The organism is Microbulbifer sp. A4B17, from assembly GCF_003076275.1.
Lineage (GTDB): Bacteria > Pseudomonadota > Gammaproteobacteria > Pseudomonadales > Cellvibrionaceae > Microbulbifer.
Genome location: NZ_CP029064.1, coordinates 4,414,947 through 4,430,963 on the forward strand (window position 1 = coordinate 4,414,947; position 16,017 = coordinate 4,430,963).

Annotated in this window: 11 protein-coding genes; 6 read left to right on the forward strand and 5 right to left on the reverse strand. The window is 46.7% G+C overall.

Annotation, left to right across the window (positions count from 1 at the left end):
• Positions 1 to 109: 109 nt before the first annotated feature.
• Positions 110 to 2,713 carry a TonB-dependent receptor gene (locus tag BTJ40_RS19395; protein WP_108734625.1) on the reverse strand — a complete coding sequence of 868 codons (2,604 nt, stop codon included), beginning with the start codon at positions 2,711 to 2,713 and terminating at the stop codon, positions 110 to 112.
• A gap of 229 nt (positions 2,714 to 2,942) precedes the next feature.
• Between BTJ40_RS19395 and BTJ40_RS19400 the strand changes: the two genes are divergently transcribed.
• On the forward strand, positions 2,943 to 4,865 hold the full coding sequence (locus BTJ40_RS19400; RefSeq protein WP_108734626.1) for a PhoX family phosphatase: 1,923 nt from the start codon (positions 2,943 to 2,945) through the stop codon (positions 4,863 to 4,865).
• A gap of 111 nt (positions 4,866 to 4,976) precedes the next feature.
• Positions 4,977 to 6,059, forward strand: coding sequence for a phosphate ABC transporter substrate-binding protein PstS (gene pstS / locus BTJ40_RS19405; RefSeq protein WP_108734627.1), 1,083 nt, complete (start codon positions 4,977 to 4,979; stop codon positions 6,057 to 6,059).
• Here pstS and BTJ40_RS19410 read toward each other — a convergent pair.
• Positions 6,056 to 7,918 carry a diguanylate cyclase gene (locus BTJ40_RS19410; RefSeq protein ID WP_238152066.1) on the reverse strand — a complete coding sequence of 621 codons (1,863 nt, stop codon included), beginning with the start codon at positions 7,916 to 7,918 and terminating at the stop codon, positions 6,056 to 6,058. The genes pstS and BTJ40_RS19410 overlap by 4 nt on opposite strands.
• A 1,019-nt stretch (positions 7,919 to 8,937) precedes the next feature.
• On the opposite strand from BTJ40_RS19410, the gene BTJ40_RS19420 reads away from it, so the two are divergent.
• On the forward strand, positions 8,938 to 9,345 hold the full coding sequence (locus BTJ40_RS19420; protein WP_108734629.1) for a nuclear transport factor 2 family protein: 408 nt from the start codon (positions 8,938 to 8,940) through the stop codon (positions 9,343 to 9,345).
• 81 nt (positions 9,346 to 9,426) lie between these two features.
• Positions 9,427 to 9,786 (forward strand): putative quinol monooxygenase, encoded by a 360-nt coding sequence (locus tag BTJ40_RS19425; protein WP_157954170.1) that lies wholly within the window; start codon positions 9,427 to 9,429, stop codon positions 9,784 to 9,786.
• Between the two features lie 65 nt (positions 9,787 to 9,851).
• Here the strand turns inward: BTJ40_RS19425 and BTJ40_RS19430 are convergent, their stop codons facing one another.
• Together BTJ40_RS19430 and BTJ40_RS19435 are read right to left on the reverse strand one after the other, a co-directional pair.
• A complete protein-coding gene (locus tag BTJ40_RS19430; protein ID WP_108734631.1) occupies positions 9,852 to 10,601 on the reverse strand; it encodes a sulfite exporter TauE/SafE family protein in 750 nt (249 codons plus the stop codon).
• 174 nt (positions 10,602 to 10,775) lie between these two features.
• On the reverse strand, positions 10,776 to 11,384 hold the full coding sequence (locus tag BTJ40_RS19435; RefSeq protein WP_108734632.1) for a MarC family protein: 609 nt from the start codon (positions 11,382 to 11,384) through the stop codon (positions 10,776 to 10,778).
• Positions 11,385 to 11,540: 156 nt separating this feature from the next.
• On the opposite strand from BTJ40_RS19435, the gene aceK reads away from it, so the two are divergent.
• Entirely contained in the window at positions 11,541 to 13,295 is a 1,755-nt protein-coding gene (gene aceK / locus BTJ40_RS19440) for a bifunctional isocitrate dehydrogenase kinase/phosphatase (RefSeq protein ID WP_108734633.1), read from the forward strand.
• A 56-nt stretch (positions 13,296 to 13,351) separates the two neighbouring features.
• The gene (locus BTJ40_RS19445) at positions 13,352 to 13,861 is read left to right on the forward strand and encodes a hypothetical protein (protein WP_108734634.1); all 510 of its coding nucleotides are present in this window, start codon (positions 13,352 to 13,354) and stop codon (positions 13,859 to 13,861) included.
• A 10-nt stretch (positions 13,862 to 13,871) separates the two neighbouring features.
• Here BTJ40_RS19445 and ppk1 read toward each other — a convergent pair whose 3' ends face one another.
• Positions 13,872 to 15,965, reverse strand: coding sequence for a polyphosphate kinase 1 (gene ppk1, locus BTJ40_RS19450; RefSeq protein WP_238152067.1), 2,094 nt, complete (start codon positions 15,963 to 15,965; stop codon positions 13,872 to 13,874).
• Positions 15,966 to 16,017: the final 52 nt, after the last annotated feature.

Here is a 16,017-nt window from a genome sequence, read left to right on the forward strand (position 1 = left end):
CCGGTAACTGACAGAAAATATTATTTTTACAAAAACAAAGCCCCCACAATATTGCAGGGGCTTTATCAGGGTAAGAATTTACACTAATCCAAAAATTCCAGTGAAAATTCTAGAAAGTGCTATAGCTCAGCCCAATCGCATAAGTCGGACCGTATTCTTCGTACTGACCATTAAACCCAGACGTGTGAACATAGTAAGGCTCATCCGTGAGGTTAACCCCAGTAAAAGTAAGTTGAAGGCCATTATCAAAGCGGTAGCGGGCCGACAAATCCAATTGCAAATGGTCTTCTTCGTAGCGGTCATTGGACTCATTTTCAAGGTCAACTTCCAGCAGGCGTTCACTGCGGAAAGCTGCTGACAGGCGCATACTAAAGGCATCGCGCTCATAGCCTACAATAAAGTTGCCGACAAAATCCGCCTGGGAAGGCATAGATATTTTGTCACTGCGATCACTGCTATTGAGACCCAGATCAGCTTCTGAATCGGTATATGTTGCATTGGCCCTGAGTAAGAACCCATTTTCAAAACCTTGGGTCCAGGCCAGTTCGGCACCGCTGATACGGGCGTTGTCTCCGTTAATCGGTTGCCATACTTCAGCATCATCAACCGCTAAATTACCTACAAAACGGGTAAAATCGGTATTACTGGAAACCTCAGACATGACAATAAAGTTATCGATACTCTTATGGAAAAGTCCCACAGAAAACATACCCAGGTCATCCGCATAGTATTCGGCAGACAGGTCGATATTACGGGATTCATAGGGGTCTAACTCTGGATTTCCAGCTTCAACCTCCAGTTCCCCATCATCATATTCAATCTTGGCCGGAGAAGGGTTCAAATAACCAAATGATGGACGCGATAAAGACTCCGAATAGGCTGCACGGAGAACAACATTATCATTGTAATCAAACTTGTAATTAATACTGGGGAAGAAATTGTCGTAGTCCCGTTCGTAGTTAACCTCAGTGGCATAAACCTCTTCTGCAATTAAATCGGCACCTGGCAGGGGTTCTTCCGACTCTGCCACATTCACGCCTTCAGCATTAAATTCGGTGCGTTCATAGCGAACCCCAAAAACCAGCTGGGAGCGATCCAACTCAATAGAATTCATCACATACAAGGCCGTGATGTCTTCATTCATTGCGTAGTCACGGGCGGATGCCAAAGCGGTCTCTGTCTCATCTATGTCAAAATCACTGAGATTAGCATTGATAAAACTATTCAAGCTTCCAACATTGACGCCAGGTCCAAATGCATCCAGGCCATAATCGATACTATTTCGAGAAAAGTCCGCCAGAGTGTAATCCCCATCGAACCCTTCATATACAGTCGCATTCAAGTCGCCAGTCTTTTCTCGCTGACGCTCATGCAATCCGAATTTAACTACTGAAGGATTGCCAGCCCAATCAATTTCTCTACTAATATCAATACGGAAGCTGATTTCTTCATCTTCAGTAAAGTTATCTTCAATGACCAACTCATCGAGTTGATAACTGGCCGGGTCCAATACTGCTTCAACATCCTCACTTCCCACCGCCATACGGGGAGTATCACCAGCTTCAACATACCCCAAACGCAGGGAGTCCAAGACAAAGTCGGTATCGCGGCGATTGGGTTCAGATTCCTCTGCATGGGAATATCCCAAGGCATAGGACAATCCCCATTGCTCAAAATTATGCTCGCCACCAAATACCGCAGAAATAATTTCCTGTTCTTCCAGGCGGTCCTTCAGGGACTTCTCCAACGCGGCCTCTTCCCATTCTGCCGAGTTGGTCGAAATAGTCTCCGGCTCATCGCGCTCATCATCGAGCTTCCAGGAATTGCGCTGGCGGATTTCCTGATCAGAAAAATCGGAGTACAAGCTGTGGAGATAGATGCTTGAGTCACTGCCCAGTTCCAGGTCGAAGTTGGCAGCAAGACCTGTGCGCTCCCGGGTAATACTGTAATCGCGATGTTCTATTTCGGTCGCGCCCTTAGCTACAGAGCCATCTTCAGCGGTCAGTTCTTCCCAGCTACCATCAGTCTCAATATTATCTGAGCCAAAATCCCGTTCCTGGTGACTTAGCGCCAAGGCCACCCCGAGACGGCGCTCTCCATCAAGTTCAAAAATATTGGTCATGGTCGCAGCCACTTTGGGGCTGTACTCTTCCTGAAGCTCGCTGTAACTATTCTCTACGCTGAACTTGTAGCGATTGCTGTCATAATCCAGGGCATTCAGACTTTTGATCTCAATGGCACCACCAATAGAGTCTGCGCTCATATCCGGCGTAAGAGTTTTAAATACCTCCAAACTCGCCAATAAGTCCGATGGAATAACATCCAGGGCTACCGCCCGGGTGTTTGTTTCCGGTGCGGGCAGGCTCACCCCATTAATTGTCGCCGCATTCAAATTTGGATCTATACCCCGTACCCCAACGAAACGCCCCTCACCCTGATCTCTCGCAATAAATACACCGGGCATCCGCTGTAACGCTTCTGTGACATTGGCATCGGGGAGTTCACCAATCGCATCAGAAGTTTGCACCGCTACGACCTTATTGGCGTCCCGCTGTCGATCCAAGTCGCTGCGCGCATTACTTGCCTGGGCGGTAACCGTCACCGTTTCCATTAGCTGCTCATTTTCTGCGACAGCATTTGCACTAATGATGGCAGTCGCCAGAGCCGCCAATGGCATTCCCAGTAACCGCAAGCCTGAAGTTCTGTATTTCATTGCGTCCCACTCCCACATTACCGGTGGTTAATTGAATTGGACGCAGACTAGAAGGCCGCTATGAACTTTACGTGACATTTTTTTTAAGCTTGTCATCACATAGTCAATTAGTACTGCGACGATAGATGTAAGCCCTGTTATTTACACAGATATCCATCGCCTTAAAAAGAACCATCAAGGCAATTAACAGTAAAAAGCGTCATATACTGAAGCCAAATATGGAGCAGTCATGAACGAAAGCCCCAAAAACCCAGCACGCCGGTCTCTTTTTAAAGTCTTGGGTGGTGTAACCGCCACCGGTACTGTAAGCAGCTTACTACCCGGCTGTAGTGGGAGTGAAAATCCCACACGCAACTCCCTCACCTTTAAAGAAATCCCCCATAGACTGGATTACCAACACCATCTACCAGAGGGCTATAAATCCACGGTTCTGCTGAGGTGGGGAGACCCTTTACATAAAGAGGAAACATCTTTTCAGCCTGAAGAACTTAGCGCCAGTAGCCAGGAACAGCGATTCGGTTACAACAACGATTTTATTGCTTTTATGCCCTTGGCAGCGGGGACCAGTTCCACCCAGGGGTACCTGCATATACAAAGTAAAAATAGTGATCGCGGGCTTTTATGTGTCAACCACGAATACACCCAGCCCCATCTAATGTTCCCCGGTTATAACGACGAATACAGTGCCACCCGGGGAGTGAGTGCCGAGCATGTGGCCATTGAACAGGCCGCCTGCGGACACTCCATCGTGGAAATTCAAAGAGCTAAACAGGGCTGGAAGTTAGTGGCTGACAGTCCCTATAACCGGAGGATAACTTCTACGACGCCAATGGAAATCACCGGTCCCGCCGCAGGCGACGAACGTTTGAAGACCCGCCAAGATCCCAGCGGAACCCAGGTCCTCGGCACCATAGGTAACTGTGCAGGAGGAAAAACTCCATGGGGAACCGTATTAATTGCCGAAGAGGGGTTTGGCGGCGCTTTTCAGGGAGACCCAAAAAAGCTCGAAGATTCCCGGGAGATCGAAAACCATCAACTTTTTGGTATAAAACCGGAAAATCGCAACTGGGGTGACCACGACCGCCGATTTGATATTCAGGTAGAACCCCATGAGCCCAATCGCTTCGGTTGGATGGTGGAGTTTGACCCCTATAACCCCCAATCAAAACCGCGCAAGCTGACCAGTTTGGGGCGCTTTGAGCACGAAGGCTTTACCCTGGTCTGTAAACCGGGACAACCGATCGTTGCTTACGGCGGCGATGATGATGAACATCAATTTGTCTATCGCTATGTATCCCAAGATAACTATCAGCCCGAAGATCCCGATACAAACCGAAAGCTACTCGTTAATGGCACGCTCTATGCCGCGCGATTTGCCGACGATGGCAGTGGCGAATGGCTGCCGCTGATATATGGCCAGGGCCCACTGACCGCAGAGAATGGTTTTCGCAATCAAGCAGATGTAATGATTGATGCGCGCCGCGCAGCCGCGCTACTGGGAGCCACGCCAATGGATCGGCCGGAGGACGTGGAGACTAACCCCCACAATGATTGCACCTATGTAATGCTGACCAAAAATAAGAAGCGCAGCGATACCGATGCCGCCAACCCCCGCGCCCGCAATACTGCCGGCCATGTATTGGAAATAGCGCCCCCCGGGGAGAAGGGAGACCGCGACCACACAAGCGCACAATTTCAGTGGCAGCAATTTCTACTTGGTGGAAATCCCAATGCTGAAAACCCGGCTGAAAGGGGCGCCTATGGGCAGCAGTCCCCTTACGATATCTCTGAGCACGGCTGGTTTGCCAATCCCGATAACGTCGCTTTCGATCCCAGGGGCAATATGTGGATTGCTACCGATGGCTGTGAGCGCTTTGGGTTCCACGATGGACTTTGGGCAATGGCGACTGAGGGGCCTTTGCGGGCCGCACCCAAGCATTTTTTTGGCTGCCCGCAAGGGGCTGAAGTGTGCGGGCCGGAATTTACTCCCGACGGAAAAACCCTGTTTATTGCCGTGCAACATCCAGCCGATTCACGCAACTCCACTTATGACCAACCCCTGCACCGCTGGCCAGATAATAATCCTCTGTTACCACCTCGGCCGTCGGTACTGGCCATTTACCGTGAGGACGACCAAATAGTCGGTAGCTAGGCAATTGATATGACAAACCAGGGACCCTGCTAAAATTTTAATCTAAAGCAGTTTTTGGCCTCTCACCCCGCCTATAGGCAGGTTGTCGGAGGCCTATAAGCCGAGGTCCCTATGATATCGAGGTGTGCAACCCTTTTACGCCGCCTTACCGCTGTGCTGGCAACCGCCAGTTTTATCCTTGCCGCCACATCGGGAACTGCCCAGGTACCAGAAAATCCTGTAAATCTCCGGGGCAGCGGCGCCAGTTTCCCCTACCCAATCTATGTGGAGTGGTTTCGGCAGTTCACTCATAGAGAAAATAATATTTTTATTTTTTATGAAATGAGCAGTAGTGGAGATGGCATTCGCGATTTCCTTGGACATACAGTAGATTTTGCCGCCTCTGATGCTGCTATTGAGATTGATGAATTACGCGACCTGAAAGAAGGTGGCGTCGTATTGCCAGTCACCGCTGGTGAGGTAGTACTGGTATTTAACCTTCCTGGCATCAATAACCTGAAGCTATCCCGGGAAGCTTACGCAGGTATTTTCCTCGGTGAAATCACCCACTGGGACGATCCCAAAATTGCAGCAACCAATTCGGAAATCAAATTGCCAAGGGATGAGATTACTGTCGTTACACGCTCCGAGGGATCAGGGACTTCCTATATTTTTTCAGGACACCTAAGCAGCTTTAGCCAGGCTTTCCGCGACAAAATTGGTCTGGCTCGCACACCAAACTGGCCTAAAATACCCAGATTTAAAAAAGCACCAGGCAATCAAGGCGTTGCGGCCAAGGTTCGAAAAGTTCCGGGAGCAATTGGTTACGTAGAACACGGTTTTGCCCAGCTGGTCAATCTTCCCGTTGCACTACTGGAAAACCACGCCGGTAATTATATTGAAGCAGGCCCCAAGAGTGGTGCAGAAGCACTTTCTGAAGTGGTGTTTCCAAAGGAAGCTCTGCCCGTTAGCGGAGCCCCAAACCTTATCGCCTGGGTTTGGGACCCGAAAGGGGAAACTGCTTACCCTATTACCAGCTTTTCCTGGTTGCTGCTATACGCAAACCAGGATGATGAAAAAGCAAAGGCACTTCGCCAAATGCTGGTATTTATGCTGAGCAGGAACTCTCAAAGCCAGGCTGGTACCCTGGGCTTAGTACCACTACCGGAAAATATACGCCTCAAAGTACTAAACGCAGTCACTTATGTCCGTTAAGTAGCTTCGACACATTCGACTATACGATTACGTCCAGAGCGCTTCGCCTGATATAACGCAGCGTCCGCACGACGTATTAATTCCAGTATATCTTCTCGCTCCTGTAAATTGGCAATTCCTATACTCGCAGTAAATTGAGCCTGACCTACTGCACTTTTAATCACTATTTTTGCGATATCTCGGTGAATACGATTGGCAACTGCCATAGCACCTTCAATATCAGCACTGAGTACCAGGGCAAATTCCTCACCACCAATACGTCCAAAGATATCCACATCCCGCACATGCTGAGAAATCACTCGAGCAGTAGCACAAAGTGCCTGATCACCAATTAAATGGCCGTGAACATCATTAACGGATTTAAAATCATCGATATCCAGCATTAAAACACATAGAGGGATGCGATTATTAATCGCCATTTTAACCTGTTTACTGGCCTCTTCAAAAAAGCAGCGGCGGTTAAATATACCAGTTAAGGGATCGGTGCGAGCCTCGCGCTCTGCCTTGGTCTTAGCGTGCTCTAACTCCTGGGTACGTAACTGAACCTGCTGCTCCAGGTCTGTTCTCGACGCTTCCAGGTGCAGTAAATATTTCCTTTCCGCCGATTCTTTCTGCTTACGCAAACGCTGCACCATGAGACCGATAGCCACCATAATCGCCAGCATCTCAACAAAGGAAGCAACCGGTGGCCAGTAGTAGTTAATTGGATTATGAACTACATAACCCAAGTCGCGCATCGCCTGAACCAAGAGCCCCAAAACCAGAATCAGCCAAGCCAGAGCGAATACAGCAGCGGCGGCATTGCCTTGTCGCCAGCGCACCAGTGCGACAACGACAACACCGGGGTAGAAAAATAAAGCCAGCATCATAGAGAGATGGGCCAGGGCTTCCCACTGAAAAGCAACACAAACAATCAAGAACAATCCATTAAATAACATCACCTTTAAGAAATTGTCCATTCTTGGAGTGTACTTTGCGGTTTCCAAAAAACAGCGGGCAAACAGAATTCCTGTCAATATCACTGCTGCGCTACTAAGTGATTGGTAACTCCAATGGAAATGGTCTTGTATCAAGTACTGATGGGTATATCCCAGCAGAGATCCCCATACCCAAATCTTGGTTGCAGAATACACCGAGTAAAGATATAGGATATTCTCACGCATGGTAATTGCACCAATTAAGGCGAGAATAGCCATTAGGAAATATCCTCCAAAAAGAAAGGAGGTCAGGATGGCCTCAGCTTTACTTCGCTCCATCAGTTGCTCGGGCTTCCAGATACGCATATTGGGGTAGACAACACCCAGAGTCCCAGCGTCAAATTTAACCATCATTTCCGTTGAGGAAAATGGGGGAACCTCTACTGAAAATGCAAACCGGTGATGCTTAATTTCACGGGTGGAGAAAGGTTGACTCGTAGATAAATAAACCAGTTCAGTGTAGGGCTCCATACCCTCCCGAATCCTGGAATAGACTTGAATCCCATCAAGCTGGTTATCAACATACTCTATCGATACGTCAACCGGTTTCGTACTGGAATTTTTAAGTACGAAATAAGACCAAAAGGCACCGGGCTTTATCCCGGTCGACCCTGCACTGCCCAGAGGCAGAAAGTATTTATTTCTATAAGCTGCTTCGGCTTTAGAAATATCGCTCATTCCTGTGGGATCATGCCAGATTTCGTTCAAGCCACTGGATTTACTCCCAACCTCCAGTGAAGTGACATCCAGCCAAGAATGCGCTTGGCTATCCATAGAAAAGAGCAGTAGTACTGTCAGTGCCACATAGTAAACAAAACCATGGTGCCATTTAGGGCTTACCCCTTGAAGCAGCAATCGAAATTCGCCAATTGTTCTATTCATTGTCACTGTGGAAGGGCGTGAAAAAATCCGCCTTTATAAAGACAGTATCAAGCATAGTAAATACCGAGCTTCAATTTAGATTAATAATTTTTTTTGTATTTCAGAGATATATCCTCAATACAAGAAAGTCACCAAATGACAGCGGCATAAGCCGGTTGGCAAGGATCGTACAAACCTACCTATGCATAAAAAACATACTGAAAAATGCGCTAATAGCTAGAGTAGAACTGGGTTCTAATCCTCTATTTGGCAACTACACTCTTCAATTATCAAGCGTAAACCAAAGTGTTTTCTGCCTTTCGACGTCAACATTAGACAAGATGACCCGTTACACCGCCTTACACTCTAGATATGCCCTCTCAAATAAAGCAAGAAACATAGACTTTAACGAATACATAACTTTTGAAACAGAAAATAAACGGGGCTGTTAATGATTACTTTTTGACTATATTCTGGTCGATACTTAAGGGCTCCCAACGCTTGTAGCAAATTCTATTGAGTCAGCAATCAGAGTGAACCAGAACAATATAAATACTTTCTCTTAATTCATTGAACCTGAAAATAGTATTGATCCTTAGGATATTTAGATGATTTTGTGTATATAAGCAATATATACACAGTGATCAGAAGACGTAGTTATCCATCAAGCTTTGGATCTTGATCCTACAAATCACGATTTTAATAACTCCAAATTTGTTAATGGAAAAATCGAAAATTTCAGAATTAAAAATCTGATCAAGCAGATCTTCAGCACCCCTTATTTTGACCATATATTTAAATTTCACATTTATAAACTTACTGAAAAATCAATCTATGTATCTAAGAAAGCGGTCTATATTCAAACTGACCAACCTGCCTCAGAAGCACATTGTAAAGGGATATAACAATTTGATTTACTCACTTCTATCTTTTCCGTAATAGCGGCCTTACCCAAAATCCAATAAAATCATTTTTCAGCTTGATATTTATAACAGGCCTATGCTTGATGAAACATTCATGATATTGCAAGAGGCAACATAATGGATAGAAGGAAAAAGATAGCCATTATAGACGCATTCTTTCAATATTTCTCTACCACTGAAGTCGATAAAGCTCTGGAATTATTGGATGATTCAGTTACGTGGCAAGCGATGGGTATATCTGGGGGATTACCCCTATCTGGCATCATGGACAAGCAATCCATTGGCAAACTAATGACCTCTATCAGGAAGGCTATTCCCGAAGGGATGAAGCTTACCGCAAGCGGATGGACTTGTGAGGGCAACCGGGTTGCTGTAGAAATGAAGTCCTATGGTATTAAAACCAATGGTGTCGTCTATAATAACCATTACCACTTTTTAGTAGTCTTAGACGGTGGAAAGATCCAGGCTATTCGTGAATACATGGACACGCTACATACTAAGCATGTATTTATTGATAATCAGTAACAGGTTTTGATGTTCCAGTCGAGACATACTTTGTGCAGTCACACTTACAGAGCAATCGACCAGGTAAAACTTGAGATAATGATGTTTAATAATATTGGCTGGATTGTGGAGGCGAAGATAAAGAAAGGCCAGGAACAAGCTTTTAAATCCATTGTTAATGAAATGGTAGAAGTCACCTCGCAGAAAGAGACGGGGACACTGAATTACCAGTACTATATTTCTGACAATGGGAAAATTATTGTATACGAACACTTTAAGGACGTAGGTGCCGCACATAAGCATGTAGATACCTGGGAGACTTATTCTGAACGTTGGCTTAGTACTGCAGAACCCAGTCGTGTTGTCTATTTAGGAGACCTGCCCAAAGATCTTCAGGCGCGCCATGCAGGCTTAACACCGCATCAGTATCATACCTATGCTGGGTTTGAACGCAGCCACTAGTAAAGTTGATATCAAAGTCCCCTGAAATTACCAATGCCTGTGACTCAGAAACTTCGGCATTGTAATTAGCCAGCCCCCTCTGAGACCATGTCGTAAATCGCTCTTATTACTAAAGCCAAGCCGCAGACAAACATTACCAATATTGTGTACTTTCTGAATCTCTTAAAGCTGACTTGATGCAACTTTTTTTTGGCCAGGGTCACACCAATAATGCCACCCAGACCTGCTGCAACCCCATAAACCACCAACTCTAAAGGTATTGCCGAAAACGTAATGTAAGTGCCTAGCTTCGCAATCTGCATCAATTGGCCATTAAAAGCCTTAGTGGCAATCAGAGACTCCTTCTCAACACCATAATTGAGCAAAAATGGGTTTTTAAGAGGCCCTATTGCCCCAATAAGACCTGAAGCGAAGGCAGTAACTAACCCCAAGGGTAGAAAAAATGGCAGTGTCATAGGGAAAGATTTTTCCCTGTTACCAAAACGATACTGAAATATCGTGGATATTAAAAAGAGCCCGACAACTATTTGTATCCACTCCGGGGCCATCTGTGTATAGGTGTAAGCTCCTAATACCGCCCCCACCAAACTACCAGGGGTAAGCCAGCGAATAACTCTCCAATCGATATAGGACCAAAAAACCAGAGCCCGATAGGGGGAGGCCAGGCACTTGGCAATAGTGACCGTTGGTGCAACCAGGTGTGGACCCACTAGAAAACTAATCACTGGCACAAGAAGCAGTGCCCCACCCCCAGCGGCAAGGGTACAGACATACCAGATGAGTGCGCCAAAAATCAGCAGTAACAGCTCAATCATTTCACCGCTTCAGATATCAACGGGGGATACCACTCAAAAAAACAGGATTTGTCCACCAGTCCCAGGGTATCCAGAAAAATGACTATTTCACCACAGGATAAAAGTATACTCGGCAACTAACTAGAGGAAGCAGCTTTACCCATTAATCTCAAAATCATTTTTAACCGCCACCGGCTAAATTGAAAAGAATTGTTGAATTCCCACGAGCACGTTGGTTGTAGCCACAGAGGCCAGAATAAGCCCCATAACGCGACTTACGATGCTGGCCCCCGCATCACCGATAAAACGATATATCCAGTTGGCTGTCAGTAGCAGCAATATCACTATCGCCAATACCGCTACCATCGCAGATGCGGTCGACACCTGATGGATCACATCAAATCGATGGTTATCTGTGAGTACTACAGCCGCGAGCATGGCCCCGGGTGAAGCGATAGAAGGGACGGCCAGAGGGAAAATCGCAGTCTCATGCCCCTCTCGGATGATTTCAATTTCCTGCTCAGGTTTGCTCTCGCCAAAGATCATGGTCAGAGCAAACAGGAACAGAACGACACCGCCAGCTACCTGGAATGCAGAGAGGGGAACGCCAATTGCCTCCAGGAAGAATTGCCCTGCAACCAGAAAGAACAACAAGATACCGGTGGCGACAAGCACTGCCAGCCAGGCTATCTTGCGCTTTTGCCACTCTGCGTGGCGAGAGGTAACGGCAATAAACACCGGCAGAGTACCCACCGGGTCAATCACAGCAAAGAAAAAGACAAAGCTACTGATCCAATCGTTCAATTGGGACTCCGGCGTGCCGTGCTACTATCCGCTTAATTAGAGCCACCGGCAGAGTGGGCAGGACCGGAGCGAGGTATGCTTAAGGGGTCCAACGCCGTTATCAACGGCAGCTGCTGGCGCAAGCGTAACTTGTAACTTAGAAAAAAAGTCTAGTGCATGACGAATCACTCACCGACCGCCCGGCGCATCGCTAAAACCATCCTCAATGGTTTTGACGCCTATTTCGCAGACTATCAGAACATCACTCTGGGCGCCAAGGCCCGCTTTGAGACTGCCTCCTGGCAGGCCGCACACGAGGCCAACAAAGCCCGTATCGACCTTTACAAAACCAAAGTCACCCAGGTAGTGGAGCTTGTCCACTCAGTAACCAGCAAGGATACCAATCGACTGGAACTTTGGCGCGACGCTCGCGCCACTTATGCACAACTGATCGCCAATCACAGCAACTATGAAATCGCTGAGACCTTCTTTAATTCAGTATTTTGCAGCCAGTTTCATCACACCAATATTCACGACAGCAATATCTTCGTAAAGCCGTCACGGGCGCCGGAAGATAAACCGCTACGGGATTACAGTATCTATATCAGTTACAACGCCAGCCACGGCCTGGAGTGTATGATTGAAGATATCCTCAAGGATTTCAGTTTCTCCACGCCCTGGGAAAATATGGAGCGGGATATTGCCCATATCTGCGAATCCCTGCGCAGTGCCCCTCTGGCAAACCTGGACAGCGAGAAGCATTTGCGGGTAGATATGCTGGAGTCGGTTTTCTACCGTAACAAAGCAGCCTACTTGGTTGGGCGTATTATCCTGAATGGCGAAGTTATCCCCATGATTCTGCCCTGTCTGAACAACGGGCGGGGCGGTATTTTTGTGGACACCCTTATCTACAATAACGATTCCGCCAGTATCATCTTCAGTTTTACGCGCTCCTACTTTATGGTGGACGCGCCGATCCCCTCCCGTTTTGTGCGCTTCCTCTCCACCATTATGCCGCTGAAAGAAAAATCCGAACTGTACAATTCCATCGGCTTCCACAAGCATGGTAAAACTGAGTTCTACCGCCACATCCTCGCCCATATGAAGGTCAGCAATGACAAGTTTGTTATTGCTCCGGGTATCAAGGGTATGGTCATGAGCGTATTTACACTGCCCTCCTATCCGGTGGTATTTAAGGTCATCAAAGATGAGTTTGACCAACCGAAAACTGTTACCGAGAAGATCGTCAAAGAGAAGTACAAGTTTGTATCCCGCTCCGATCGGGTTGGTCGTATGGCTGACACCCAGGAATACTCTTACTTTATTTTCTATCGCAATCGGTTCAGTGAAGAACTGATTAAAGAGCTACAAAAAGTGGCGCCTTCGAAACTGATCATTGATGAGAAGCGGGTCATCATCAAGCACCTGTATGTTGAACGGCGTATGGAGCCCCTCAACCTCTACCTGCAACATGCCAATGAGGAGCAAACCAAAGAGGCCATGGAAGAGTATGGCAATGCCATCAAGCAGCTCGCTGCCGCAAATATCTTCCCCGGCGATATGCTGCTGAAAAACTTTGGAGTTACCCGCCACGGGCGTGTGGTCTTCTACGATTATGATGAACTCTGCCCACTGACGGAGTGCAACTTCCGCAAGATTCCCGAGGCCCATACCACAGAGCAGGAACTGGCCGACAAGCCCTGGTATACCGTTGCTGAAGCCGACGTTTTCCCAGAGGAGTTCCGCTTGTTTTTCTCAGGTAACCCCACTGCGCGCGCTGCATTCGAAAAGCTTCACAGCGACCTATACAACTACCGCTTCTGGAAACTGCTACAGGATCGCATTCGCGCCGGCCATGTAGAGAGCGCCTTCCCCTATCGGCGTAAGTGGCGCTTTCCCCGTCGCTCCCATACCCGTTCACAACGAAAGTAGACGAACGATCTATGACTATATTGGTAGGAGGACTTTTCCAAGGGAGCGGTTAATCCGTGCATATTTTTCGCTGGGCTCTGATCGCCGCAATTTATTCCCTGCTGACGGCCAGCGGTTGCGGCTATTTCCCCAGCGAGATGTCGATTCCCGGCAAGCTCCCCCCTGCAAAGCGCCCTGCTCCTTACGCACGAATCACTGGGAAGCCCCATGTGGTCAGCTGTGCAACCCCCGCCCGGGGGTTTCCTACCCTATCCTTTGATGACGTCTTTACCTTTACGGAAAACCCCCGGCAACCGTTTATAGAGTCATATGGTTTGCCTCGACAGTTCGATGTAATCGCCTATGTCTGGGGTGCCGAAAGATGTACACCCGCGGCCTTCTGCAACTATGGAGACTATTACCAATTGCTGGGGCGAGGCCCCAGAGGCGACTTTGCGACCTGGATCTCCACACCGCAGTACCCCCGTATTACAATCCAGTCCCCCTGTGGCCAGCGGTTGAAGGTGGGGCAGGGATATCGCTTTTCATTTAGTGATGGACAGTTGGTGGGCTTTAGTCCCAATTAAAGAAACTGAACTACTTCTGAGAGCACTTCTTCAAATAACGGTAAATAGCGTCCTGTGCCCGGCAACCTCTGCTCCCCTCATTGGCCATCCTGGTATTAGTTTGACCGGCATCAATTAAGCGAGCTTTCTGGTTATCATGCCACTGTAATTCCATAATTTTTCTAATCGTACGGAAATGTCGAGGGTTAGTTACCGGGTAAGTCACTTCGATCCGTTGGTCCAGGCAGCGGTTTTTCAGGTTTGCAGAAGACAACCACATTACTTCTTCACCGCCATTATGAAAAACATAGATTCTTGCGTGCTCCAAAAATTTATCCACCAAACTGATCACTTTAATATTGTCAGATAACCCAGGAGTATCACAAACCAGGGAGCATTCACCGCGAACAAGCAATCGTATATCTACGCCTGCAGCACTAGCCCGGTAAAGATGGGCAATCAATTTGCTATCTATCAGGCTATTGCACTTAAAGAATATCCCTGCCTTGCGCCCGGCAAGAGCAGCTTCAATCTCTCGCTCAATTGCCTGCTCAAAGGATTTTCTCAATGTAAAAGGGGATACAATAATATGCTTATAGGCCTGCTGTGTACTAGGGAATCGCATAAATTCGAACAAATTATAAATGTCACGCCCAACGCCTTGATCATTAGTCAACACACTGAAATCACAATAAATACGAGCTGTATTCTCATTAAAATTCCCGGTACCTAACTGAGTGTAAAATCGGTTTTTTCCACGCTCTCTACGGACCACAGAAATTAGCTTTGCATGAACCTCCATTTCAGGTACACCGTAAACAACCAATACACCGGATTCAATCAATTTACGGGACCAGTAAATATTGGCTTTTTCATCAAAACTAGCCCGCAATTCAACAACAGCAATCACTTTTTTATTGTTTCTCGCAGCGTTGATTAATGCCGCTATTACCCTCGAATTCTTTGCCATTCGATATAAGGTAATACGTATCTCTTTTACTTGCGGGTCAATAGAGGCTGAGGCGAGAAAATTTGTTATCGCCCAAAAATCATGATATGGATAACAAAATAACCCATCATCAACCTGTAATTGATCAAAGATGTTTTCATTTGCAGATAAAGCCAATAATGGTGCCGGTCTTCTATACCGATAACTTTTAGAGTCTAACGCAAAACTCATTAGATCTTTGGAGTTGTGATAACGTCCTCCGGGCGTATAGCTATCCCTAGCCCCCATTTTTAACTTTTTCTTTATCAACTCCAAGAGAGTTTTCGGCATTTCCATATCGTAGGCAAGCCGTACCGGCTCGGCACGCTTACGCTGCTTAAGCGATTTTTCCACACGTTCAATAATATCTCGGTTAACGTACTCCCCCAGGTCAATATCAGCATCTCTACTTATTTTGAACATATAGGCCTTAGCAGATAAAATCGACAGAACATTACGAAAAACTTTCTCAAGGCATAACCGGATAATATTATCCAGAACTATATAAACCTTTTCTTTCCTCCCCTTGCGAGATGGAATCTCTAAAAAACGGGGAAGAATAGCGGTAGGAATTTCCATAACCGCATATCGTTTAGGCTCTCCCTTTAAATTTAGTACGATAGCGAAATAAATATTATTGTCATTCAACAGCGGCATTGGCGATCTGCCATCGATAAAAAATGGTTCCAATTCAGGCAAAACCTGACGGTGAAAATAGTTTTTCACAACCCCCAACTGGTGACTATTTAGAGTTTCCTCTCGTACAAGATAAATATTATGCTTTCTCAATCCTGATAGAACTTTTACATACGCTTCAGCATAACGCTTCTCGAGGGTTAAAATGCGATCATTGATAGTTTTCAGCAGTTGAGAAAAATGTTCTTTCTGTCCCATACCGGAATCTATAGACGCCAACCTCCGCACACCGGCAACCTTTATACGGAAAAATTCATCCATGTTCTGGGAGAAAATACCGAGAAAATACACCCGTTCGATAGCCGGGACTGTCTCATCCTCAGCCTCCTGTAGCACTCGTTCATTAAAAGACAACCAGCTTAATTCACTGGGAAATAGAGGAGTATTATTTGGCATGGATAGAGCACTTCTACTATCAATCACCAACAGCCAGATTACCATTCACATACATCTATTCAGCCCTGTTAGGACAGAGCTTAAAATCTATCTAACT